This window comes from Shewanella sp. GJ50-10 (genome assembly GCF_055808815.1).
In genome coordinates this window covers 3,767,368-3,790,165 of the sequence record NZ_JBVVSS010000001.1, presented here as the reverse complement: position 1 = coordinate 3,790,165, position 22,798 = coordinate 3,767,368, and the positions used below count along the sequence as shown (strand labels likewise).

Here is a 22,798-nt window from a genome sequence, read left to right as displayed (position 1 = left end):
ACAAAAAAGTCAGCGACAGCTGACTTTTTTATTGGCTAATGCAAATGAAAAACCTGGCATCATGAGCCGTTTAATAAGGCATAGATTAAAAATCCCACCCAGCTCGCTACCAGCAATATCCACGGGAATTTAGGCGATGAGGTCGGCGCTTCAGCATTGAATTCTATTTCACTCGTTTCTTGGCGTGTCTTGGCTTTCAAATCTTGTTTACGCTGTTTATCACGGCCACGGGCTTTTGCCTTTTGTTGCTTTTTATACTCCGCAATGCCTTTTTCAATACCTTGGGCAATCAGTTTAGTTTGCTCTTTGGTTTGCGAAGGTTTTTGAGTGGCTTTAGCGACTTTCATTGCTTCATTTTGGGTTTCTTGGGAAATATTTTTCGCCATTACTGCCTTCTGTCACGGTGTTAAATTCTAACTACACTATACCGAATCTTACCGATGAAGATAAATTGTAGATTAATTTTTGTTAAACCATGAGCTATCGCACGAGTGGGCACGCCGCTTTATCGTAAAATGGATTTTTCAATATAAGGAATCGTTAAATGTCTGACTCTATTCATGGTCGTAATGTTATTAAGTTGATGAAAGCGCAGAATACGCCTCAACCACATCAGCAATGGCTTGCTCTTATGGCGCAGGAATTTGGCGAGAATGCACAATTTCATACTTGTCGTGCAAGCGATATGACAAGTGCACAACTGGTAGATTTATTTATCAGCAATGGCCGTTTAACTGAAACAGAAGCAGGCTTTCAAATTAATCAGTGTGGTCACTGTGCAGGTAAAGAGCACGGTGAAGAAGGCCATTCACACGATTAATGGCTGAATAAAGCCAGTTAATCTTGCGGTGGCTATTCTTACTAGAGTTAGCACCGTTAAATAATAAAAATGCCAGTCGATGACTGGCATTTTTGTATTCATAATTTGAAAGTCACTTTATAGCGTTTTAACCAATCACGCTTAAATAGCCCTGCAAGATAATGGCATTAACGATATCAATGAAGAATGCGCCAACAATTGGTACCACCATAAAGGCCTGTGGTGACGGGCCTGTGCGTGACACTAATGCTCCCATGTTCATAACCGCAGTCGGGGTTGCCCCCATACCGAAGCCACAATGACCGCCAGCCATTACCGCAGCATCATAATTACTGCCCATCAACCTGAAAGTGATAAAGTAAGCAAAAAATGCCAGTACAATACCTTGAGTCAATAAGATGATTAATAGCGGTACTGCGAGGTCAAAAATTTCCCAAAGTTTTAAGTTCATTAACGCCATTGATAAGAATAAGGCTAATGAAACAGTACCGAGAATATCTACACACTCGCTATTAATCTTAAACCCACGAGTCATCTCTGTTGCATTGGTAATAACCACACCGATGAATAATGCGTAAACAAATTCAGGCATTTTTAGCCAGCCAATGTCCATCACCGAGACGAACTTACCGAACCATTTAGCACCAGCAACACACAGTAGTAGTACAAATAAGACTTCTAAAATCTTCTTAGCAGTGACTCTATCTTCTTCTAACTGATCGTATGTGACGAGATCAGGGTGGTCTTTGTGGTGATTGCCACCAATGCCGTAAGAAGAAACTAAGTTGTTTTTATTGATCAATCTCTGGGCTACAGGGCCACCAATAATACCGCCCATGACTAAACCGAAGGTGGCAGCTGCCATAGCAAATTCAAGGGTGTTGATGCCATAATTTTCTTGGAAGGTTTGTGCCCAAGCTGCGCCTGTACCGTGTCCACCAGATAGTGTAATAGATCCAGCTATCAAGCCCATAATAGGCTCTAGTCCTAGTGCTGTGGCTAAACTGACCCCTACAGCATTCTGGATAATGATATAAAGCGAGGCAATACCGAGAAAAAGGAAGACTTTACTGCCGCCTTTTAAAAGTAACTTATAACTTGCGGCTAAACCGACGGTACTGAAAAACATCAACATTAGGGTATTTTGCATAGATAAAGAGAACTCTATGCTGATGTTATTGAAGTGCAAAACTGTGATAAAGCCAGCGACAATAAGTCCACCGACAATGGGTTCAGGGATATTATATTTTCTGAAAGCGGCTAAGTGCCGATTGACCGAGTGGCCGATAAATAAAACTAAAATCGCGATGAGAAACGATTCGAGTTCTCCAATAGAATAGACTGTATTCATGAAACTCCTATGGGGTAGCAATAAAAATGTTACGCACTGCTACAGCGCATCACCATATGGTATGCCTTTATTTATGACTTAATTGATTAGTTATGCTGATTATAGATTAAGAGAAGGCTAAATATAATGATAACGAAGTTAAATGGAGGATTAACAAGCTGAATCAGGCTTAAATTAACATGACATTAATGTCATTGGGGTGGATGTTAAGCTCGCGGATACAAATGTAGAACACTTGACCGTTGCTTGTTACGGGTTTGATAGACGTAGATTCTGCATAAAAATGGATTTGGTGAGTTGTCTTGTGTGTTCAGGTTGTTGGTTTTATCTTTATAAAAATAGATAGTTATTAAGGTGCTCGTGGTTTCGAATCATGAGTTTAATACTGACTATTTAAGGCATAAAAAAAGTGGAATCGGATAATGATCCGAGTTCCACTTCATATTTATCTGTAGCATGCTTTGTAAACCTGCTACTGATAAAGACAGTAAAATTAGTCTACTGCTACCATCACATTGCTTGCTTTGATAATTGCGTAAGCATTGCCGCCAACAACTAATCCTAGTTGCTCACAAGATTTTTTTGTCACAACTGAAGTGATTTCTACACCTTGAGCAAGCTCGATGACCACTTCGTTGTTTACTGAACCTTCTTCAATAGAAAGAATTTTGCCAACAAGTGAGTTGCGTGCACTGATTTTCATAAATTGTAATCTCCAGTTAATAAACGTATACATAACATTGATGTATGTTGCTAATTTATATTATAAACAATCATTTGCAATGGTATTGAGCCTAAATTACTACTGGTTTAGTGATCATTTTAAAGATTTGAGCACTGTATCTCAATTTGAGTCACAAAAGCATAGTTTATCTTGCACATTTAAAGTCATTAATAAGTAGTAAATTTAAATTAAATTAATCATTTAAGAATGAATAATCTTACAGCTTTGAGTGTTTGAAATACCTCATTGGCTGTATCTGTAGTGAGTTAAAGCAAGCTGGGACTTTGAGAGCTCTAAATGAGTATTTGCGTTTATGGGGAATAATGATAAAGCTATCAGAATAGTCATTGAAATGATAATTTATGTATTAAAATCAGTCTATTAACTGCATTTATTTGTTGTGACGGGGAACATTCATTTTCAGTAGATTTATAAATAAAGAACATGCTAGTTTAATGATTGTGCTTGTCTGATAACCAAATTAATGGACAGAGTCGGTCTTCATACGTAGGGAATGTTATGCCAAGGATGTTGCAAAATACTGGATTGAGTCAGTTTTTAGAAAAGAAAATTACCCCGAATATTTTAATGTTACTAACAGGGTTGTGCCTTGTTGTTAGTGGTTGTAGTTCAACTCAAAAACATACCGCATCTGAAATCCCACTGCCGGAAACGGGTTCGTACTTTATCAGCGCTAAAGAGTCTGTAGATATTCCCTCTATTGCAAGTTTATCAAGTTTGCTGCCGGAGCAAAAAGATGAGCTCAATGCGTTTATTGCCAGAGATAATATTAAAAACTTACCGAAACGAAATCAGGTCGCAGAGTTTATCCAATACAAAATGGTTAATTTTAATTATGAAGGCTTAAATTATAACACCTCACAAGCGTGGCAAAATAAGTCTGGAAACTGTATGGCACTGGCGATGTTGACCTATGGTGTTGCCAAGTATTTAGATGTAAGAGCTGTGTTTCAAGTGGTTCACTCTGCGCCGTTATTGACTCATATTTCTAATGATTTAGTGGTGTCATCTGATCATGTACGTACTTTTTTATATGAAACCGATGCGGGCGGTGTTTATGTGAATAACAGTGACTTTATCGTGATTGATTACTTCCCTGATAGAAATGACAGAACCGGTGGTGTGGTTTCAGATAATGAGTTTTTAGCCATGTTTTATCGTAATTTAGCTGCAGATGCATTGTTAAATGAAGATTTGTTATTGTCATATGCCCTGCTTGAGAAAGGCCTTTCACTCGCGCCAAAGTACACCCCATTAATTAATATGATGGCGATTGTTCATCGACGAGTGGGGGATTTTAAAACGGCAGAAAATTTCTATTTATACGGATTAAACTTCGAAAGTAACTCGCTGACATTGCTAAGTAATTATAGTTATTCTCTCATGAAAAATGACCGGATTAATGAGGCTACAGCGATTAACCAGCAGTTATTAGGCCTTGAAAATGAAAGTCCTTACGGCTGGTATTCGATGGGAATTGAGGCGTTAAGGCTACAAGAGTACTCAACAGCTGAGGTCTACTTTAAAAAGTTTATTAAAAACACGCCTTATTATCATCAAGCTTATTACGAGTTGGCTAAAGCGCAAAGTGCACAAGGCAAGTTTTTAAGCGCTAAAAATACCCTAAAACAAGCTCTAGATTTGACCTCAATGGATGAGAATCAGCAAAAGTATTTGGCTAAACTTAATTGGTTAAAGCAAGGTTGATAATGGCTTTTATGGATTGATATTTTTGATAGATAAGTACATTTAAACTTATCTAAGACTTGTTAAATAAGGATGTTTACTATGTTCAGTCAATTATTTGTTTTTATCATTGGTGTTTTAAGTTTAGTTCTCGGCCTCAAAGAAGGGGATTATCTTTGGGCTTTTTGTGGATTAATAATGACTTTTTCTGGGATTAACCTTATATATAACCTGAAAACAGGCAAAAATATATGGGATAAATCTAACTGATAAAAAGCGATTCTCAATAGTAAACACTCAATAAAAAAGCCACATAGCGTGGCTTTATTCTCTTGAGGGTAAGGCTCAGCCTATGGTTCAGGCTCAGGTTCAGGTCTAGGCTAACGTTAACGCCACCATTTTAAGTGGGTGGTTATCATCGAAAGAAGGGAAGTCTTCATGACAATGAATCCACTCTAATGACGATACTTTACGCCCTTGTTTTTCGACACAGCGCACTAGGCTATTTAACCAAGCTTCACGTTCAACCTTTGCCACGTTATTACAGCAAACGATAGTACCGCCATCCTTAGTTGCTAACATCGCAGGTTTAAATAACCCTTGGTAATCATTGATTAAGTCAACAGTGCCAAAAGGGCTTTTAGCAAAGCGTGGAGGATCTAAGAAAACTAAATCAAATTGTGTTGCTGCAAGTTTTGGGTACTTAGGTAGTTTTTGACCGCGGCGACCACCCACTTTAAGCCCTGCTAACTGTCTGAGTGCAGGAAAGGCGTCACTTTGAATAAACTCGCATACTTCAGCAACATCATTTAGTTCGGCATTCTTTATACCTGCTGCCAATGCAAATGATGAAAAATCAACATTAACGACTCGACTTGCACCGCCCATGGCTGCTGCTGTACCAATGCCACAAGTGTACGAAAACAAATTCAATACAGTCTTATCTTGGCTATTGGCGCGAACAAATTCACGACCGATGCGCATGTCTAGAAACAGTAATGGATCTTGGCCTTCATGACGCAATTTAGAAGTAAATTTAATACCATTTTCTTGGATGACTTGTTCTGAGCAAGCAAACTCGTGATGTTCGCTGTGAAGGTTATTTTCGATGCGAGAGTTACGTTTAGCGCGATCGTTATAAATAACCGGTAAGTCATTGAGCTTAGTTAATACAGAGCTGACTTCTTCAAGCTGATCTTCAGTTAACGTTTGATGAAATGTCTGAATAAGCCAAGCATTGCCATATCTATCAATGTTTAACCCATTTTCGCCTTCAACCGTGCCGTGGAAAATACGGAAACAATCGGTGTTATTGAGTTCAGCATTAGCCAGAAACTCCGCCCGTTGAGTGATAGCTAGGGTGAGTGAAGACTGCAAAGACATAGATAAGTGCTCAAAGAAGAAAAGAATCAATCGCTAATTATATCAAGCTTAATGGCCGCTGTGGGTAAAAGCGTGATAAAAAGCTCAGGTTAATGCTATTTGCACTACTGATGAGTAATGACTTAATCAGTGAGCTTGAAATGACTGCCTTAGATAATGATGGAAATTGAAGAATTAATTCAGCAATTCTTGTGGGTAATGTCCTGTTAAGGCAAGTAAACTTTATAGGTTTTATCTGCAATAATTTTACCATTAAGCTCAAGTGTCATACGCCAGTTACCCACTTTGTTACTGACAGGTGACCAGATACAGTCGCCTAAATAAAACTTCCAATCGTTTTCTTTTATATACACTTCACCATCGAAGGGCTCGCGAATATTACCATCTGCATCAGGTATATCTGGGTGATAAATACAGTACCGGAGTACTTGGTTTTTAGCTTTTTTAATGCGGGTTACAAAGCCAAATTCCATATCTAATACAGCAGGTACATGTACAGTGGCTTTTAAAAACCGCGGCAGTTCATCGCTATCAGAATCCCATTGGCTGAAAATACCTGACTGGATAATGCTGACATCGGCTTTTAATTTACTCATAACTGATTACTTTAAATGTATTTTATGTAGAGCGGCTATTTAGCTTCAGTTAACTGTTTAATCGCAGCTTGCATGGCAAACTCATACCCTTGAATGCCTAAACCGCAAATTACACCGACCGCTTTATCTGAAAGGTAAGAGTGATGTCTAAAAGGCTCGCGCGCATGCACATTTGAAATATGCACTTCAATAAAAGGAATATTGACCCCTAATAGCGCATCACGTAATGCCACGCTGGTATGAGTAAACGCCGCAGGATTAATCACAATAAACTGCGCATCGGTTGCGTGTATTGCATCGATAAGCTCAAACTCTGCGTTAGATTGAATATGGTCAAAGGCAATATTAGCAGTATCAGCTTGCTCTTTAGCATTGGCGACGATGGTTTCTAAATTATCACTGCCGTATAAACCTGGCTCACGACGACCTAATAAATTTAAATTAGGGCCATTTACTAACAATATTTTGGCTTGAGTCGTCATTGAGTTTCCTTGCTAAATAGTTGGGACATTGCTTATACGAAGCTTTAATCTAGGTATGTTTAAACTATTTTAAAGTCGATTATGTCAGTGTAATTTATCACGTTAACGATTGCCAAGCGGGGAATTATTTTCATGATTCAAATTCACAAAATGTGAGCTTATGATTGTTAAATCAGACTGGTTTTCTATCAAGTACTCGCATTTATCATCATAGATTAATAATCTGATTTGCCGCTGCGCAAAGCTTTAGTGGCGCCACGTTTCTTTTTCGAATCGACTCGGCGGCGCTGACTGCCTTTGGTAGCTTTGGTTGGAATCCGAGCTTTTTGCACTATTCCAACACCTTTTACTAATTCTATAAACTGCTCTAAGGCTAGCTGGCGGTTAAAGTCTTGGCTGCGACTCTGCTGACATTTGATGATGATTTTGCCGCTTTTAGTAATTCGATGATCGGCTTTTGCTAGTAGTTTTTGCTGATAGAATTCTGGCAGTGAAGACTGTCTAATATCAAAAATAATCTGCGCTGCGGTGGAGACTTTATTAATATGCTGGCCGCCCGCACCACTTGAACGGATAAATTGCCATTCAATTTCATTGTCTTCAATGCTGACGCGGTTGGTAATCTTTATCATTTATTGAGTTAACTTAACTATTTTTTACGCATTTGTGTGTTGAGTTTAACAAACTTTTCTATAGTACTGCTGATAAGATTTGTTACTATCAGCAAGAATATAGGCAGCAATCTGATAAATTCATATTGTCAGCCGCATTACCGTTGGAGTTGCTTTATGTTGTGCCAAATCCCAGATATTGCCGAAGGTGTTATTAGTTTGTTTGTCAGTGGTCGTTTATCTACCCAAGATTATCAAACTCATCTGCAACCACTCATCACTCAGTATCGCGAACAAAGCGGCAAAGTTCGTTTATATATCGAAGCCGATGTGCTGCTTGAAGGCTGGGATGTTAGTTCGTTATCGGGTGGCGATAAAGTCCAACTTCCACACTTTGATGCATTAGTATTTGTCGGTGGCCCTGACTGGGTCGGTAATTCAGTAAATTTATTAGGGCCATTTATGCAAGGCGAAGTGGCTTGGTATCCGTTAGAACAAAAGCAGCAAGCGATCGCTTGGTTGTTAGATTAAATTTAATTGTTTATTTAGGTTATTAATTCAAGGAAGTTATTACATTATGTCTATTAAATCGTCAGTATCTAAAGTTTCAGTAAAAGTTGCAGCGTTAATATCAGCGGGTGTACTTGTTTTAGGTTTAACTGCTTGTGCTCCAGAAGTCGGTAGTGAAGCTTGGTGTAAGCAAATGAAGGAAAAACCAAGCGGCGACTGGAGCTCTAACGAAGCTGCAGATTACGCAAAACATTGTGTATTTTAGACTTTTTTAGATGTAAATTGTGATCTAGCTGATTATTATTACATTTGAAGCTAGCCAGATGAGAACTTTTGGCTAGACTCATAGTCCTATTATTTACAGCTATTTAGTCGACTATATTAGTCGGATATATTAGTCGAATATTTTAGTCAGCTATCTCATTTATAGGGTTCATTTGTTGTCACTATCAACGTTTAGACAATTTGCTAAAGTTATGCTCGCCGTTATGTTGTTGCAATTTATCAGCACCAACTTAGGTGAGCATCAGTTGCATCTTGGTGATGGTGAAAACGAGCAAGTGAACCATGCTCATTTGGTGATTTCAGCGCCTGCTGATATCTGTAATAAGGCTGATGATCTTACCCATCTGTTTAATGCCACCTCGAGCCAATCTGAGTTGCATAGCCATGTGACATTAAGCGACATTGAAAACTATGAATTGTGTTTAGATTGTCAGTGCCATGGCGGTTATTCCGCCACTATTGATGTGATTGCGCAGCTATTGCCAACCGCGGTTATATCAGAGGCTCCTCAAACCTTTATCCAAGCGTACATTCCACCAGAGGCTCGTTTAAGTTACCGCCCGCCAATTTCATTAATCAGTTAACCCTTAACTGATTAATTTTGCATACTTAAAGATTTGTTTGGCTGATTCAGTTCAAAGCACCACTGCTTTGTTTACTGCTCATTATTGGCTGTAACTTCTTTTATCTAGTGATTCGTTTTTGAGCGCTCATATTTTGTAATCGTTAACTTGTCGCAGCTATCTGGCATTAGCTATCTGGCTTAAAACGAAACATCTCGATGAAGGGATAACAATTCCTGCACGGTTAATCATCAATTAATTTTATGGTTTTGACTTAGGTCGAATCGAGAATAAATGATGAAGAAATCTATTATTTCCTCAGCGCTTGCAGTGCACCTTTGTGCGATGGCTGCGAGTGCTATTTCAATACCTGCAGTTTACGCAGTAGATACGTTTTATGTATCAAACACGCCCAATGAAAAAGGGACTTATTATAAAACACAACCAACCTCTAGCGAGTTAGCTATAGGTCATTCGGCAGAGAAAGTGCCGAGTACTTCAGCAATAGCGCAATGGTTGCCAGAATTAATGCAATCATTTGAAAAACTACCTGAGGTGCAGTCTCAAATCGCACTTAAACGCCAAGCTTTAATCAAGGTATCAGCTGCTGATAACGCAGTGTATAACCCTGAACTTGGGCTTGATTATCAATATGCTCCCGATGATGACACTTATACCGTTGCGGTAAGCCAAACCATTGATTGGAGTGATAAACGCGGTGCAGCCATTCGAGTCGCTCAGCTTGAATCTGAAATTGTGTTAACCCAAATTTCAACAAGTCGCAGCCAGTTATTGTCACAGCAATTACTGGTATTAGTGACGTTACAGCAACAGCAAAAGCTTCTGTCATTTAATCAACAGCAATTTGACTTGGCAAGGGCGCAACTCGCCTTAGCCGAGCAACGCGTTGAAGCGGGTGATATTGCACTTGTTGAGTTGCAGTTGATGCGCCTTGATGTTGCCAATAACGCCGCAGAGCTTGCTATTGCAGAGCAAGCGCTTATTAACGCTGAAACAGCAGCTTATAGCTTATATGGCAGTGAATCCCTACCTCATATTGAGCTAATGAGTTTAATCGATACTAACTTAAGCCAAGAGGTTGATTCTCGCCTTCCTGCCCTTAAAAGTCTTTATCAGCAAGTCATGCTATCAAAACTCAGTGTGGGGCAATTAAAAGCTGAGTTAGCTCAAGACCCCAGTATTAGCTTAAGCGCCGAGCGTGAAGGAAGTGACAACAAGTTTGGCGTTGGCATTTCTATTCCGTTATCTATTCGAAATGATTATAGCGATACCTTAAACAGTGCTAATGAAGGCATCGCCATTGCAGAACAAAATTACTTGGCATCTGAAAGATCGCTGCATCAACAATGGCGACAGTTTAATCGTGGCCTGCCACGGTTATTGGCTCGCTATCAAGACTGGATAGCGTTAGTGGAATTGTCTGGTCAAGAGGCTGCAGCGTCATTATCTGTGCAGTGGCAAAGCGGTGATATTGGTACCAGTGAATATCTTCAAAGTCAGCGTCAAATGAGCAGCAGTGTCATTGCCGGTTTGAGCCTAGAAGCCAGTTTGTACCAACAGTGGCTGAGTTGGATGGGCGACAGTGGTCAGTTAGAAAAAGTGTTGTTAGAGCAACTTTCTGGCCAACAAAACCAAGCGCAATTTAATCCTGATAACAGCCAAATTAAAGGTTAACAAATGAATATTCACTCGAATCAAGAACAGCTAAAAAACAATAAGTTAAATGACAGTCAATTAACAAGAAACCAATCGGCGAATTTCAAAATGGCTAATGTGTTAAATGTTTCAGCTCTTTCGATAGCGCTAATGGTTTCAATGGGGTTAATGGCTAACAACGTATGGGCAGGCCCAGGGCATGACCATGGAGTAACAAGTTCAGTATCTAATCAACCTGCACCTAATCAAGTACAGGCTGATTTGGAAATTTCAGAATCACATTCAGATGATTTACATGTAGATGCGTTAGTGCTTTCACCACGACAACAACAACTTGCAGGAATACAGGTGGTTAATTTATCCAATAGCCGTTTTGACTTAAATGCTGTCGCAACGGCAACCATTGTGGTGGATAGAGATCGCACTATGACATTAGCGCCGCAATTAGATGTCAGGGTATTAAAGCGTCATGTGGTGCCAGGGCAAAAAGTGACTCAAGGACAAGCACTATTAACTTTAGGTGGCGTTGCTGTCGCTCAAGCTCAAGCTGATTACATTACCGCTGCAGCAGAGCTAAATAGAGTGAAGAGAATGAATGCCAGTACAGTGAGTGCGAGTCGTCGTTTAACTGCAGAAGTACAAGCTGAGTTGGCTCGGGCAAATCTTGAAGCACTGAATATGACAACGGCGCAGATTACAGCACTTGCTAGTCAGCCTGCTAGCATTGGCCAGTTTCAGTTATTGGCTCCGATTAATGGCAGAGTGCAGCAAGATGTGGCCATGTTAGGCCAAGTATCAACTGGCGGTAGCACGCTGATGCAATTGACCGATGAGTCACACCTATGGGTTGAAGCTCAACTCTCAGCCGCGCAAGCTGAAGGGATAACCAATGGCGATACAGCGTTAGTTAAAGTGGGTGAGGCTTCTGTACAAGGGACTATTATTGGTCGTTCACATGAACTCGACAGCATCACGCGCACTGAGCAGGTATTGGTGAGTATTAACAATAAAGGCGTCGGCTTACATGCGGGTCAATTTGCTGAATTGTATTTACCAAGTGGTATCGATGGAGGAGTGGTGTTGCCTGATGCGGCTTTAACGCGAAGTGCTGATGGTCACTGGCAAGTATTCATTGAAGATGAAGACGGTTTTGAAGCTATTGAAGTTGAAGTGACTGAGCGTCAACGGGGCATGAATATGGTTAAAGGCTTGGCTTCTAGCAGTAATATTGTCATTAGCGGCGCCTTTTTATTGGCATCTGAACTAGCAAAAGCTGGTTTTGATATCCATAACCACTAGGAGCCTGTGATGCTAAATAAACTCATTGAATCAGCCGTACGTCATCGGCTATTGGTATTGCTTGCTCTAGTTTCGATAACGATTGCCAGCGTTTTCATATTACCAAAATTAAATCTCGATGCTTTCCCTGATGTCACCAATGTGCAGGTGACCGTAAATACTGCCGCTGAAGGATTAGCTGCCGAAGAAGTGGAAAAACTCATCAGTTATCCTGTTGAATCAGCCATGTATGCCCTACCTGAAGTGACTGAAGTGAGGTCATTATCACGTACAGGTTTGTCGATAGTGACTGTGGTTTTTGCAGAAGGTACCGATATTTATTTCGCTCGCCAGCAAGTGTTTGAGCAACTACAAGCCGCGAGAGAAATGATCCCTGATGGCGTTGGCGTACCAGAAATTGGCCCGAACACTTCAGGTTTGGGGCAAATATATCAATATATTTTACGGGCGACACCAGAGTCAGGCGTTGACGCCGCTGAGCTTCGTAGCCTAAATGACTATCTGGTCAAATTGATATTGATGCCAGTAGGTGGTGTCACAGAAGTATTGTCATTTGGCGGCGATGTACGTCAATACCAAGTGAATGTCGATCCCAATAAGCTACTCAGTTACGGCTTGAGTATGGCGCAAGTGACAGAGGCATTAGAGAGTAATAATCGCAATGCTGGTGGCTGGTTTATGGACCAAGGCCAAGAGCAATTAGTAGTACGAGGTTACGGTTTGCTGCCATCTGGAGATGCAGGATTAACGGCAATAGCACAAATTCCGCTAACCGAAGTGGGCGGGACACCTGTGCGAGTTGCTGATATTGCTAAGGTTGAATATGGCCGTGAAATTCGCGTTGGCGCGGTCACTTTTACCCGTAAAGAGCAAAACCCAGTAAATGGCAAAACCGAAGTTAATGCCATGGGCGAAGTCGTTGCTGGTGTAGTGCTAAAACGCATGGGTGCAAATACCAAAGCCACTATTGATGATATCAATACTCGGGCAGAGCTTATCGAGCAAGCATTGCCTGAAGGTGTGTCGTTTGAGGTGTTTTACGACCAAGCAGACCTAGTGAAACAAGCGGTAACAACAGTTGTCGATGCTCTGCTGATGGCCTTTGTGTTTATTGTGATCATTCTGGCGCTATTTTTGGTTAACTTACGTGCCATCAGTTTAGTGTTATTGTCGATCCCGATATCGATCGGTATCGCGCTAATGGTAATGGCCTACTTTGGTATGTCCGCTAATTTAATGTCATTAGGAGGACTTGCCGTCGCAATAGGTATGTTGGTTGATGGGTCGGTGGTGATGGTTGAAAACATCTTTAAGCACCTGACTCGAGAGCAAAACCAGGTTAATACAAAAGGCAGTCAAACATCGTTATCAATAACGACTCAAGTGGTCACAGCCGCAAAAGAAGTCTGTAGTCCTATCTTCTTTGCAACTGCGATCATTATTGTGGTCTTTGCACCATTATTTGCATTAGAAGGCGTTGAGGGTAAATTATTCCAGCCAATGGCGGTGAGTATCATTCTGGCGATGCTATCTGCATTAGTTGTGGCGTTATTGGTTGTTCCCGCCGCTGCGGTATATTTATTTCGCCGTGGTGTATCGCTCAAGCAAAGTCCTATATTAGTGCCGATTGAAAAGGCATATAAGAAACTGCTTTCAACCACCATCAACAAGCCTGTAGTGGTAATGAGTTCCGCACTTGTGATGTTTACCGCCAGTATGCTACTGCTGCCGCGTTTAGGTACCGAGTTTGTCCCCGAGTTAGAAGAAGGCACCATAAACCTGCGGGTGACTTTAGCACCTACCGCAAGCTTGCAAACCTCCTTAGATATAGCGCCAAAAATTGAAGCGATATTAATGGATTTCCCCGAGGTGGAATATGCATTAAGCCGCATTGGCGCACCTGAACTTGGCGGCGATCCTGAACCTGTCAGTAATATTGAAATCTACATTGGTTTAAAACCTGTTGATGAATGGCAAAGCGCTGATAATCGATTTGAGCTGCAGCACTTAATGGAAGACGAACTGAGCGTTTTTCCAGGTTTGCTGTTTACCTTTTCACAGCCTATTGCAACCCGTGTTGATGAACTGCTATCGGGTGTTAAAGCGCAGTTGGCGATCAAAATATTTGGCCCAGATCTAGCGATATTATCTGCAAAAGGCGAGCAATTGACGCAATTGGTTAGCGGTATTGACGGGGCGGTTGATGTTTCTCTTGAGCAAGTCAGCGGTGAAGCGCAATTGGTTATCCGGCCAATTCGCGATCAATTGGCGCGTTACGGCTTAAGTGTTGATCAAATAATGAGTCTAGTCAGCCAAGGTATTGGTGGTGCAAGTGCTGGGCAAGTGATTGATGGCAATGCTCGTTATGATATTAACGTGCGCTTAGCGGCGCAATATCGTAATTCACCTGATGTGTTGCGAGACTTGATACTACGCGGTGCTAATGGGGCACAAGTCCGTTTAGGTGATGTTGCTAAAGTCGGTATTGAAATGGCGCCACCTAATATTCGCCGTGATGATGTGCAGCGCCGTGTGGTGGTGCAAGCCAATGTGTCAGGGCGTGATATGGGCTCAGTGGTTGAGGATATTTATGCCATCGTGCCAAAGGCTGAGTTACCTGCGGGTTATACCGTGGTTGTCGGTGGCCAGTATGAGAATCAGCAACGTGCGCAACAAAAGCTGATGTTAGTTGTGCCGGTATCTATCGTGTTAATCGCGCTATTACTTTATTTCTCATTTGGCAGTATTAAGCAAGTCGGCTTAATTATGGCAAATGTGCCATTAGCATTAATCGGTGGTGTTGTAGCGCTTTACGTTACTGGGACATACTTGTCAGTGCCAAGCTCTATTGGCTTTATCACCTTATTTGGTGTGGCGGTGCTTAACGGTGTGGTGCTGGTGGATGCCATTAATCAGCGGCGTAGACAGAATAAATCAGAATCACTGCAAACCAGCGTGTTTGAAGGCACTGTTGGTCGTTTGCGCCCAGTGTTGATGACGGCATTAACCTCGGCACTAGGATTGATCCCGATATTACTGTCATCGGGTGTGGGCAGTGAAATCCAACAACCATTAGCAGTGGTGATTATCGGCGGCTTGTTTAGTTCGACAGCCCTTACGTTACTGGTATTGCCGACCATGTATTTATGGTTGTATCGAGACAAGTAATTTAATGAAGATATAAATAGCGCATATATAAGCCCAATCAATTGATTGGGCTTTAGTGGATTTGGCGCCCATAAAGAGAAAGTTGTTGTTATTTTTGAACCGAATGGCGACTTTTATGCTGAATTCGACATAAATAACCCTGATTGTAGGGAGTAGTAAATAGACCCAAAAGTAACACTTAAACGGCAGAGGTAGGAATGATTCGGAGTCTTAAACACCTATAGCAACGCGAGAAACCACCCTTAAATGGCGATAAATAGCGCACTTAGCCATGATGTTCCATTTAATATATTTGACTTGTATTTGATGTTTTTAACTTACTCATAAACCACATTAACAGTTAACCACTTCCTTTTTTCACTTGGTAATCGAGCTATCACCCTTCCTCATATCTTCTAGTACCGTCACACTCTGATTTCTACGACTATCCGATATCTTGACTTTATCTACCCCTTTAGAGACTATCGAGTCGAAAAAAATGTATAAATATTTAAAGGCTTTGTTAGATGAAGCTTAATAAGTTTAATAAAAATGAGGGGAATGGCTATGTTTTATCGTGCGTTGATACTGTCTTTGTTATTAGTGTTGCCAACTGCGGTTAAAGCCGAAAATTATTCAATTGGTACCGGTGGTCAAAGCGGTATTTATTATCCATTTGGCGGTGCGTTAGCAAAAGTTTGGTCGGATGAAGTCCCACAAGTAAACGTTAAAGCTGAAGTGACTGCAGCGTCGGTTGAAAATACTATTAAAGTAGTACGTGGAGACATGATCGCTGGTATCGCGATGGGCAATGTTGTGCTTGATGCGTATAAAGGCGAAGGTAAGTTTAGAAGTGCCATGCCTGTGAATACCCTGTTTGCACTGTATCCAAATCTTGTACATGCCATTAGTCTTGAGAAATCTGGTATTACTTCGCTTGCAGATCTTAAAGGTAAGCGTATTTCATTAGGTGCACCAGCCAGTGGCACAGCGGTAACTTCTGCTGCATTACTTGAGTCTATTGGTATTGATGTAAAAAAAGACATCACTGCTGTTTACCTGAATTATTCAGAAACCACCAATGCATTGGCTAATGGCCAAATTGATGCTGGCTTTATTGTTGGCGGTCAGGGTGTTGGCGCGGTAACACAAGTAGCGTTAACCCATAAAGTGAGCATTATTCCTGTATCTGCAGAAGAAAGTGCTGCTTTCATCAGTAAAAATCCTGCTTACAGCAACTACACAATCCCTGCAGACGTATACAACAATGTGGGAGCTGTGCCGACATTAAGTGTGTGGAACGTAATTGTAGTTAGCGCCAAAATGAGTGACGAAATGGCGTTTAACTTAACTAAAGCTGCATTTGAAAATATGTCAGAAGTACAAAAAGTGGTTAAGGTTGCTGAAGCGACTACCCCTGAAAATGCTGACCGCTTACAAGGTGTGCCATTACATCCTGGCGCGCAAAAGTATTTAGATAGTATTAAGTAAAAAATAACTTAGTTTTCTAGGTCGTTTTAACACCTTTAGGTGAACGTGAAAAAGACAAAGGCAACGTAATGTTGCCTTTGTATATTTAGGCGATTGATTGGGCGTTATGACAATCATTAGCAGAGAGGAAAAAGTATGACCCAAGAACAAGGCAACCAAGCCGAGCAGTATGTGAGTACCGACGAAGGTACAGGGGTTGATTACGCTCTTCCATATGAAAAAATCATAAAAATCATAGGCTACACTACGTTAATCATCGCAGTGTTATTGTCTTCATTTCAAATTTGGCAAGGTATTACGTCAACGATATCGGCCACTTATTTTCGTCCAGTGCATTTGTGCTGGGTATTAGTCTTAATTTTTTTACATTATCCACTGATTAAAAACCGCCGTAAAAAAGGCTATTTGGTAGGTCGTGTATTTGACCTCGCCTTGTGTGGATTAACCGTGTTTGCGGGTTATCGAATGTCGATTTTCGACTACAACGATATTGACCATTTGCTTTATGGTTTGGGCACAGTTGATTTGGTCGCGGGCAGTGCATTATTACTCTTATTACTGGAAGGTTGTCGACGTACAGTGGGTTGGGTAATGGTACTGATTGCAGGTATGTTCCTCGCTTACAGTGCCTTTGGTGACTTGTTACCGGGCGCGATGGCTACCAAAGCTTATTCGCTACAAGAGTTGATTCAATTCCAAATCTATTCTGCTAATGGTGTCTTTGGCTCTGCCTTGGGCATCGCAGCGACCACAGTGTTTATTTTCGTATTATTTGGCGCATTTTTAGAAGTCACTGGCGCAGGTAAGTTCTTTATTGATCTCGCTTTTTCTATCGCGGGTAAATACCGCGGCGGCCCTGCCAAAGCAGCGGTATTGGCATCTGCTGGGTTAGGTTCAATTTCAGGGTCGGCAATTGCAAACACAGTGACCACAGGTGCTGTTACGATTCCAATGATGAAGAAGTTGGGCTATACACCTGAGCAGTCTGCAGGGATTGAAGCGTCGGCTTCAACGGGCGGGCAAATTATGCCGCCGATTATGGGTGCGGGTGCGTTTGTGATGGCGCAGTTTACTGGCGTGCCTTACAGCGAAATCATGTTGGCATCGATTGCACCTGCCATTTTGTATTTCTTCTGTACCTTACTTTACGTGCATTTAATGGCGTGTAAGTTAAACCTTCAAGCGGCAAGCCGCACAGAAGCCGTTATTGAAGTCATGAAACACGGCGCTCATCATCTTATTCCGCTCGCTATTATCACCGCCTTACTGATGATGGCCTATTCACCATTGTTAGTTGGGGTTGCAGGCTGCGCGGCAATTTTAGTCACAGCAGCTATGCGAAAACACAGCCGAATAGGTCTTAAAAAGTTTATTGAAGGCATGAAAAACGGTGCGTTATTAGCGTTACCTATTTCAGTTGCCTGTGGCGCTGCTGGCATCATTGTTGGTGTTGTCGGGCAGACGGGTATTGGCTTACAGTTTACCCAGTTCGTGATGGATTTCTCCGGCGGTTATATGTTGGTGGCACTGGGATTAATCAGCATCGTGGCATTAGTGTTAGGCATGGGCTTACCGGTTACCGCAGCTTATATTGTACTGGCAGTCATGGCTGTGCCTATGTTGGGTGACTTTGGTTTGCCATTATTAACTGCGCACTTAATTGTGTTCTGGTTATCGCAAACTTCAAATGTAACCCCACCAATCGCGCTTGCGGCATTTGCGGGAGCAGGGGTGGCCAATGCCAACCCAATGAAGTCTTCGGTTGAGGCATTTAAGCTAGCTGGTGGCTTGTTCATTATCCCAATTATGATGGCCTATACCGATTTGCTTAATCCTGATGCAGGCATTATGGCATTTACCTTCGCGATTATTCAGACCGCTAGCATTATCGTAGCTATTGCGATATCGATTGAAGGTTATTTGTTACGTTCGCTTTCAACGGTAGAGCGAGTAGTAGCAATTTCGACCGTGCCTTGGGTGTTATTTAATCCATTTGGCACAGGCTTTATAGGCGTGGCTGTTGTACTGGGGTTATTGGCAGTGCAATGGAAAACACAAGATAAAGTAGCGGTTTAGTAGAATGCACTAATAAAAAATAGGTTTAGCTTAAACGGCTAAACCTATTTTTTTATCTAATAACCACATTGATGGTTAACAGCCAGTGATATCGACCGTTAATGTGTAGGTAGTTGCTGAGCCACCTGTGCCAGTCGGTTCAATATAACGTACATGGCAGTTAATTGTTTCATCATCTAGATCATAGCCGTAGCGCACATTTGACGAGCCTACTTCTACGTTTGGTGCACAAGTTCCACTACCAAAACAAAAGTCTATCTCAGAGCCGACTTCGAGCATTTGCGGTAATCCACCGCCAGCATTTTCGCCAAACGCTTCTGGGTAGCCTAACTTCATTTCAATCACTTCACCGTTGTAATCAATCACGCTGCGATCGTCTTTCTCTACCCCATCAATAGCTGCGCGTGAATAGGCTAAATCAAGTGAAGATTGAATTGCTGCTTTTACGCCTTGCACTGTTGATATTTTGGCATCGCTTTGTAAGTTAATAAATTTTGGCGCGGCTAGGACAGCTAATATACCCAGAATTATGATCACAACGACTAACTCTATGAGGGTGAAACCTTGCTGGGTGTTAGAGTTTGTTAGACTAATTTTCTGTGGCTTTTTCGGGGTAAACATCCTATTTCCTTTATTAAGCTTGCTGTCATCTTGAGTTGTTACAGAGCTTTTTACGCTATATATCAATGAATAATGTCGTTTATAGTAAATTATTGCAACCTGAAGTTAACATTGGGCGTTGGTGCATTGTTCACTGTTACAAACTCTAAAGATTACTTAGTATTTTGAAATATAACTCAAAAGAAAGCTGTGTTCGCTCATTTGATTTAATCTGGTTGTTTTTAAAGGTTTTGTTGTGCGATGGACTATAGGATGGATTGTCACTTTAAGTAAACAATTCTTGCAGGATTTACTGGTTATTGCGTAATTAATACCTTTTGAAAGTCAGTTTTTTACACCTGAAAGTAGTATTAAAAGCTACTTTGGTAAAATAATTGTTAATTTTATGGCAAATAAAACCCAAGTGTATCTTGGTGTAAAGCGTTGTTATTTATCGTTATTAACATTTTGATCATATTTGTGAAACTTTGTTGTCATTTCTGCGCAGTCTTTTTGTCATTTAAGCGAGTTAATTTGTCGACCAGCCAAATTACTTAACACGCTTACATCCGTCCTCGGAGATGACAATGGAACTGAAAAACATTTTTAAACTTAACGCAGTATCTGCTGCACTTTCTGCAACCTTACTTCTTGCTGGTTGTGGTGGTGATATCAATATCGATACTGGTTCTGACACGGAAACGCCAACAACTCCAGATACGCCAACGACTCCTGACGTATCAGATCAGGAAGCAGCTTACGGTGGTTTTGCTGAGAAGAGTGCAACAATTGCTGCGATCGACGGTAAAGAAGTTTGGGTGTTATCAGGCACACTTGCTCCTTCAACTGCAGCTTCAACTGTTGATGTTGGTGGCCAAGATGGTGACAAAATCATTCTAGGTAATGATGTTGTTTGGATGCTTGATGGCGCTGTTATCGCGGGTGGTGATAAAGCGGATTCAGTTGAATTGTCAGTTATGGCAGGCACTAAAATAGTGGGTGGTAGCGAGTCTTATTTAGTGATTAGTCGTGACTCAAAAATCATGGCTGAAGGTACTGCTGAAGCGCCTATCGTATTTACTTCACTGGAATCAGCGCTTGGCCAAGAAGGTGAAGCAGGTCAGTGGGGCGGTTTAGTGCTTTTAGGCAATGCACCAGTTAACTCATGTCCTGATTTAACCAGTTGTGATGCCGCTTTTGAAGTCGGCAGCCACAGTTATGGTGGTGATGACACTGAAGATAATTCAGGTGTTATTCAATACGTCCGTGTTGAGTTTGGTGGTTTTAAAATCAACGATACTCAAGAAATGAACGGTATCTCATTTGCTGCAGTCGGCGCTGGCACTACGGTTGACCATATTCAAATTCATAAAAATAACGATGACGGCGTTGAATTCTGGGGCGGTAACGTTTCACTTTCACATGTCGTGTTAACTGAAAACTTTGATGATTCATTAGATTGGACTAACGGTTGGCAGGGTAGCGCGCAACACGTTTACATCCGCCAAGAAGATAACGGTTCAAACCGTGGTATTGAAGCTGACAGCAATAGTAGCGCAGATGCCGAACCACAATCTCGTCCAACTCTAGCTAACTTTACCATTCAAGTAGCCAATGGCACCAATAGTGGCGGTGACGACGCGGAAGGTATTTTATTTCGTAAAGGCACTGCAGTTGATGCTTACAACATGCTAGTTAAAGGCGATGTTGATTCTGGCGAGTGTTTAGAAGTCAATGACGATAACACTGTTACTACCGCTGAAGCTGGCAACTTAAACATGCAAAACAGCTTGATCGATTGTATTGAGCCGTTTAAAGATGCAAAACCAGATGCTGCAGAAGGCCGCGAACTCGCACTTGATGTTGAGCAATGGTTCCTTGAGCAAGAAGGCAATTTGGTTGGCGCATCAGACTTAACTGATTACATCCCTAACTCATCTTCAGTTGCCTTAACAGGCGGCGCGGCTGATTTAGCCAATATGGATGACCGTTTAGTTGATGCTGAGTATATCGGTGCATTTGACGGTACAACAGATTGGACGACAGGTTGGACGACTGCGATTCATGAAGAGGCAGCTCCTGCACCAACTGAGCTGCCAGTATTAACATCTTGTCCTGTTGGTACAACGTCTGAAGAAGTGGTTGCGGGTCTTTATAAAGATGACAGCGTAACACTTGTGTGTTCAATCCAAGGCAACATCACCACGAATACCACACTGCTTGCTGGTCAAAACGTGATGTATAAAGTGGATGGCGGCGCGGTTGTTGTAGGTGGTGATAACACTGACTCTGCAACACTGGCTATTCAAGCTGGCACACAAATGTTTGCTACTGATAACAGCTACATTGCAGTAAGTCGTGGTTCAAAAATCATGGCTCAAGGTAGTGCTGAGCACCCAATCGTAATGACATCGCAACAAGATGTGATTGCTGGCGCAGAAGGTGAGCGCGGCCAATGGGGTGGTTTAGTGCTACTTGGTAACGGTGAAACCAATACTTGTCCTGATAAAAACGCTTGTGATGCATCATTTGAAGTCGGCGATTTCCCATACGGCGGTAATGACAATGCAGATAACAGCGGTCAAATCAGCTATGTGGTAGTTAAGTATGCAGGCTTTAAGGTTAACGACACCCAAGAAATGAACGGTATCTCGTTTGCGGCTGTCGGTAGCGGAACCCAAGTTGACCATATCCAAGTGCATGCCAACGGCGATGATGGTGTTGAGTTCTGGGGCGGCGCGGTCAATCTTAAATACGTTTATCTAACTGATAACTTCGATGACAGCCTAGATTGGACTAACGGCTGGCAGGGTAAAGCACAATATGTGTATATCACTCACGAAGATGGTCAAGCTAACCGTGGTTTCGAAGGTGACAGCCATAAAGGTACTGACGATACGCCTGTATCAAATCCTACTATTTCAAACGTAACAATCCTTCCGGGTGTTGATATTGAAAACGCCAGTGGCGACAAAGGCGAAGGGATTATTCTTCGTGTTGCAACAGCAGCTTCAATCCACAACTTATTGATTCAAGGTCGTAAAGGGTCAACGTCTGATACTGAATCAGGTGAGTGTTTAGAGCTTGATGGCACTTATGCAGGTCTTGTAGACAATGTTAACGATGGGTCATTAATGATTTCTCACTCAGTTATCGATTGTAACGAGCCTTTCAAGTATAGCTCTGACAATGCTGCAACCACTGATGCGGTTGACACTGAAGCATGGTTCTTGGCGCAAACGGGTAACTCTGCGCAAGCAGTGACATTAACCGATGGCATGCCAGCGGGAACTGACACTGTGTTACTGGGTACAGGTCTTGATATGAGCACAACTGATACCTTCTTCGAATCAACTGATTATATCGGTGCATTCGATGGCCAGACTGACTGGCGTGAAGGTTGGGCTTTTATTAAGTAACTGGCTAAGTCTCAACCATCAGGGCTATTCCTGATGGTTGATAAAGCGCTCAGTCAG

At 41.8% G+C, this 22,798-nt stretch carries 20 protein-coding genes; 12 read left to right on the top strand and 8 right to left on the bottom strand.

Translation table 11 applies throughout. The features are described 5' to 3' along the window. Positions 1-59: 59 nt before the first annotated feature. Positions 60-386, bottom strand: coding sequence for a DUF2956 domain-containing protein (locus AC0L4E_RS15970; RefSeq protein WP_473680074.1), 327 nt, complete (start codon positions 384-386; stop codon positions 60-62). 158 nt (positions 387-544) lie between these two features. Here AC0L4E_RS15970 and AC0L4E_RS15965 point away from each other — a divergent pair, with 158 nt between their 5' ends. Further along, a complete protein-coding gene (locus AC0L4E_RS15965; RefSeq protein WP_473680072.1) occupies positions 545-820 on the top strand; it encodes a YecH family metal-binding protein in 276 nt (91 codons plus the stop codon). A gap of 127 nt (positions 821-947) precedes the next feature. Here AC0L4E_RS15965 and gltS read toward each other — a convergent pair whose 3' ends face one another. Beyond that, a complete protein-coding gene (gltS, locus tag AC0L4E_RS15960; protein WP_473680070.1) occupies positions 948-2,171 on the bottom strand; it encodes a sodium/glutamate symporter in 1,224 nt (407 codons plus the stop codon). A gap of 493 nt (positions 2,172-2,664) precedes the next feature. Then, positions 2,665-2,874, bottom strand: coding sequence for a TOBE domain-containing protein (locus AC0L4E_RS15955; protein WP_102528454.1), 210 nt, complete (start codon positions 2,872-2,874; stop codon positions 2,665-2,667). Positions 2,875-3,414: 540 nt separating this feature from the next. On the opposite strand from AC0L4E_RS15955, the gene AC0L4E_RS15950 reads away from it, so the two are divergent. Beyond that, positions 3,415-4,623, top strand: a complete 1,209-nt coding sequence (locus AC0L4E_RS15950; RefSeq protein ID WP_473680068.1) for a tetratricopeptide repeat protein — start codon at positions 3,415-3,417, stop codon at positions 4,621-4,623. 81 nt (positions 4,624-4,704) lie between these two features. Next, complete coding sequence (locus tag AC0L4E_RS15945; RefSeq protein ID WP_473680066.1) at positions 4,705-4,872, top strand: hypothetical protein; 168 nt, start codon at positions 4,705-4,707, stop codon at positions 4,870-4,872. Between the two features lie 105 nt (positions 4,873-4,977). Here the strand turns inward: AC0L4E_RS15945 and AC0L4E_RS15940 are convergent, their stop codons facing one another. From AC0L4E_RS15940 to arfB, 4 genes are all read right to left on the bottom strand, one after another. Continuing rightward, complete coding sequence (locus AC0L4E_RS15940) at positions 4,978-5,985, bottom strand: class I SAM-dependent rRNA methyltransferase (RefSeq protein ID WP_473680064.1); 1,008 nt, start codon at positions 5,983-5,985, stop codon at positions 4,978-4,980. A gap of 206 nt (positions 5,986-6,191) precedes the next feature. Next, positions 6,192-6,581, bottom strand: a complete 390-nt coding sequence (locus AC0L4E_RS15935) for a DUF3859 domain-containing protein (protein ID WP_473680062.1) — start codon at positions 6,579-6,581, stop codon at positions 6,192-6,194. Between the two features lie 35 nt (positions 6,582-6,616). Further along, positions 6,617-7,063, bottom strand: a complete 447-nt coding sequence (aroQ, locus tag AC0L4E_RS15930; protein ID WP_473680060.1) for a type II 3-dehydroquinate dehydratase — start codon at positions 7,061-7,063, stop codon at positions 6,617-6,619. Between the two features lie 215 nt (positions 7,064-7,278). Further along, the gene (gene arfB / locus AC0L4E_RS15925; RefSeq protein WP_473680058.1) at positions 7,279-7,695 is read right to left on the bottom strand and encodes an alternative ribosome rescue aminoacyl-tRNA hydrolase ArfB; all 417 of its coding nucleotides are present in this window, start codon (positions 7,693-7,695) and stop codon (positions 7,279-7,281) included. 156 nt (positions 7,696-7,851) lie between these two features. Here arfB and AC0L4E_RS15920 point away from each other — a divergent pair, with 156 nt between their 5' ends. From AC0L4E_RS15920 to AC0L4E_RS15885, 8 genes are all read left to right on the top strand, one after another. Next, the gene (locus AC0L4E_RS15920; protein WP_220752980.1) at positions 7,852-8,205 is read left to right on the top strand and encodes a SpoIIAA family protein; all 354 of its coding nucleotides are present in this window, start codon (positions 7,852-7,854) and stop codon (positions 8,203-8,205) included. Between the two features lie 46 nt (positions 8,206-8,251). Continuing rightward, on the top strand, positions 8,252-8,449 hold the full coding sequence (locus AC0L4E_RS15915; RefSeq protein WP_473680056.1) for a DUF3012 domain-containing protein: 198 nt from the start codon (positions 8,252-8,254) through the stop codon (positions 8,447-8,449). 175 nt (positions 8,450-8,624) lie between these two features. Next, positions 8,625-9,053 (top strand): hypothetical protein, encoded by a 429-nt coding sequence (locus tag AC0L4E_RS15910; protein WP_473680054.1) that lies wholly within the window; start codon positions 8,625-8,627, stop codon positions 9,051-9,053. 273 nt (positions 9,054-9,326) lie between these two features. Then, the gene (locus AC0L4E_RS15905) at positions 9,327-10,727 is read left to right on the top strand and encodes a TolC family protein (protein WP_473680052.1); all 1,401 of its coding nucleotides are present in this window, start codon (positions 9,327-9,329) and stop codon (positions 10,725-10,727) included. A gap of 90 nt (positions 10,728-10,817) precedes the next feature. Continuing rightward, positions 10,818-12,008 (top strand): efflux RND transporter periplasmic adaptor subunit, encoded by a 1,191-nt coding sequence (locus tag AC0L4E_RS15900; RefSeq protein WP_473681702.1) that lies wholly within the window; start codon positions 10,818-10,820, stop codon positions 12,006-12,008. Positions 12,009-12,017: 9 nt separating this feature from the next. Beyond that, the gene (locus tag AC0L4E_RS15895; protein WP_473680050.1) at positions 12,018-15,176 is read left to right on the top strand and encodes an efflux RND transporter permease subunit; all 3,159 of its coding nucleotides are present in this window, start codon (positions 12,018-12,020) and stop codon (positions 15,174-15,176) included. A 531-nt stretch (positions 15,177-15,707) separates the two neighbouring features. After that, positions 15,708-16,646, top strand: a complete 939-nt coding sequence (locus AC0L4E_RS15890; protein ID WP_473680048.1) for a TAXI family TRAP transporter solute-binding subunit — start codon at positions 15,708-15,710, stop codon at positions 16,644-16,646. Positions 16,647-16,781: 135 nt separating this feature from the next. Continuing rightward, complete coding sequence (locus AC0L4E_RS15885) at positions 16,782-18,722, top strand: TRAP transporter permease (protein WP_473680046.1); 1,941 nt, start codon at positions 16,782-16,784, stop codon at positions 18,720-18,722. Between the two features lie 75 nt (positions 18,723-18,797). Here AC0L4E_RS15885 and AC0L4E_RS15880 read toward each other — a convergent pair whose 3' ends face one another. After that, positions 18,798-19,343 (bottom strand): prepilin-type N-terminal cleavage/methylation domain-containing protein, encoded by a 546-nt coding sequence (locus tag AC0L4E_RS15880; protein WP_473680044.1) that lies wholly within the window; start codon positions 19,341-19,343, stop codon positions 18,798-18,800. Between the two features lie 566 nt (positions 19,344-19,909). On the opposite strand from AC0L4E_RS15880, the gene AC0L4E_RS15875 reads away from it, so the two are divergent. Then, complete coding sequence (locus AC0L4E_RS15875; protein ID WP_473680042.1) at positions 19,910-22,741, top strand: hypothetical protein; 2,832 nt, start codon at positions 19,910-19,912, stop codon at positions 22,739-22,741. Positions 22,742-22,798 lie beyond the last annotated feature (57 nt).

Coding starts and splice junctions, on each gene's coding strand:
- AC0L4E_RS15970 (WP_473680074.1), bottom strand. CDS start 386: ATGGCGAAAAATATTTCCCAAGAAACCCAAAATGAAGCAATGAAAGTC.
- AC0L4E_RS15965 (WP_473680072.1), top strand. CDS start 545: ATGTCTGACTCTATTCATGGTCGTAATGTTATTAAGTTGATGAAAGCG.
- gltS (WP_473680070.1), bottom strand. CDS start 2,171: ATGAATACAGTCTATTCTATTGGAGAACTCGAATCGTTTCTCATCGCG.
- AC0L4E_RS15955 (WP_102528454.1), bottom strand. CDS start 2,874: ATGAAAATCAGTGCACGCAACTCACTTGTTGGCAAAATTCTTTCTATT.
- AC0L4E_RS15950 (WP_473680068.1), top strand. CDS start 3,415: ATGCCAAGGATGTTGCAAAATACTGGATTGAGTCAGTTTTTAGAAAAG.
- AC0L4E_RS15945 (WP_473680066.1), top strand. CDS start 4,705: ATGTTCAGTCAATTATTTGTTTTTATCATTGGTGTTTTAAGTTTAGTT.
- AC0L4E_RS15940 (WP_473680064.1), bottom strand. CDS start 5,985: ATGTCTTTGCAGTCTTCACTCACCCTAGCTATCACTCAACGGGCGGAG.
- AC0L4E_RS15935 (WP_473680062.1), bottom strand. CDS start 6,581: ATGAGTAAATTAAAAGCCGATGTCAGCATTATCCAGTCAGGTATTTTC.
- aroQ (WP_473680060.1), bottom strand. CDS start 7,063: ATGACGACTCAAGCCAAAATATTGTTAGTAAATGGCCCTAATTTAAAT.
- arfB (WP_473680058.1), bottom strand. CDS start 7,695: ATGATAAAGATTACCAACCGCGTCAGCATTGAAGACAATGAAATTGAA.
- AC0L4E_RS15920 (WP_220752980.1), top strand. CDS start 7,852: ATGTTGTGCCAAATCCCAGATATTGCCGAAGGTGTTATTAGTTTGTTT.
- AC0L4E_RS15915 (WP_473680056.1), top strand. CDS start 8,252: ATGTCTATTAAATCGTCAGTATCTAAAGTTTCAGTAAAAGTTGCAGCG.
- AC0L4E_RS15905 (WP_473680052.1), top strand. CDS start 9,327: ATGATGAAGAAATCTATTATTTCCTCAGCGCTTGCAGTGCACCTTTGT.
- AC0L4E_RS15900 (WP_473681702.1), top strand. CDS start 10,818: ATGGCTAATGTGTTAAATGTTTCAGCTCTTTCGATAGCGCTAATGGTT.
- AC0L4E_RS15895 (WP_473680050.1), top strand. CDS start 12,018: ATGCTAAATAAACTCATTGAATCAGCCGTACGTCATCGGCTATTGGTA.
- AC0L4E_RS15890 (WP_473680048.1), top strand. CDS start 15,708: ATGAGGGGAATGGCTATGTTTTATCGTGCGTTGATACTGTCTTTGTTA.
- AC0L4E_RS15885 (WP_473680046.1), top strand. CDS start 16,782: ATGACCCAAGAACAAGGCAACCAAGCCGAGCAGTATGTGAGTACCGAC.
- AC0L4E_RS15880 (WP_473680044.1), bottom strand. CDS start 19,343: ATGTTTACCCCGAAAAAGCCACAGAAAATTAGTCTAACAAACTCTAAC.
- AC0L4E_RS15875 (WP_473680042.1), top strand. CDS start 19,910: ATGGAACTGAAAAACATTTTTAAACTTAACGCAGTATCTGCTGCACTT.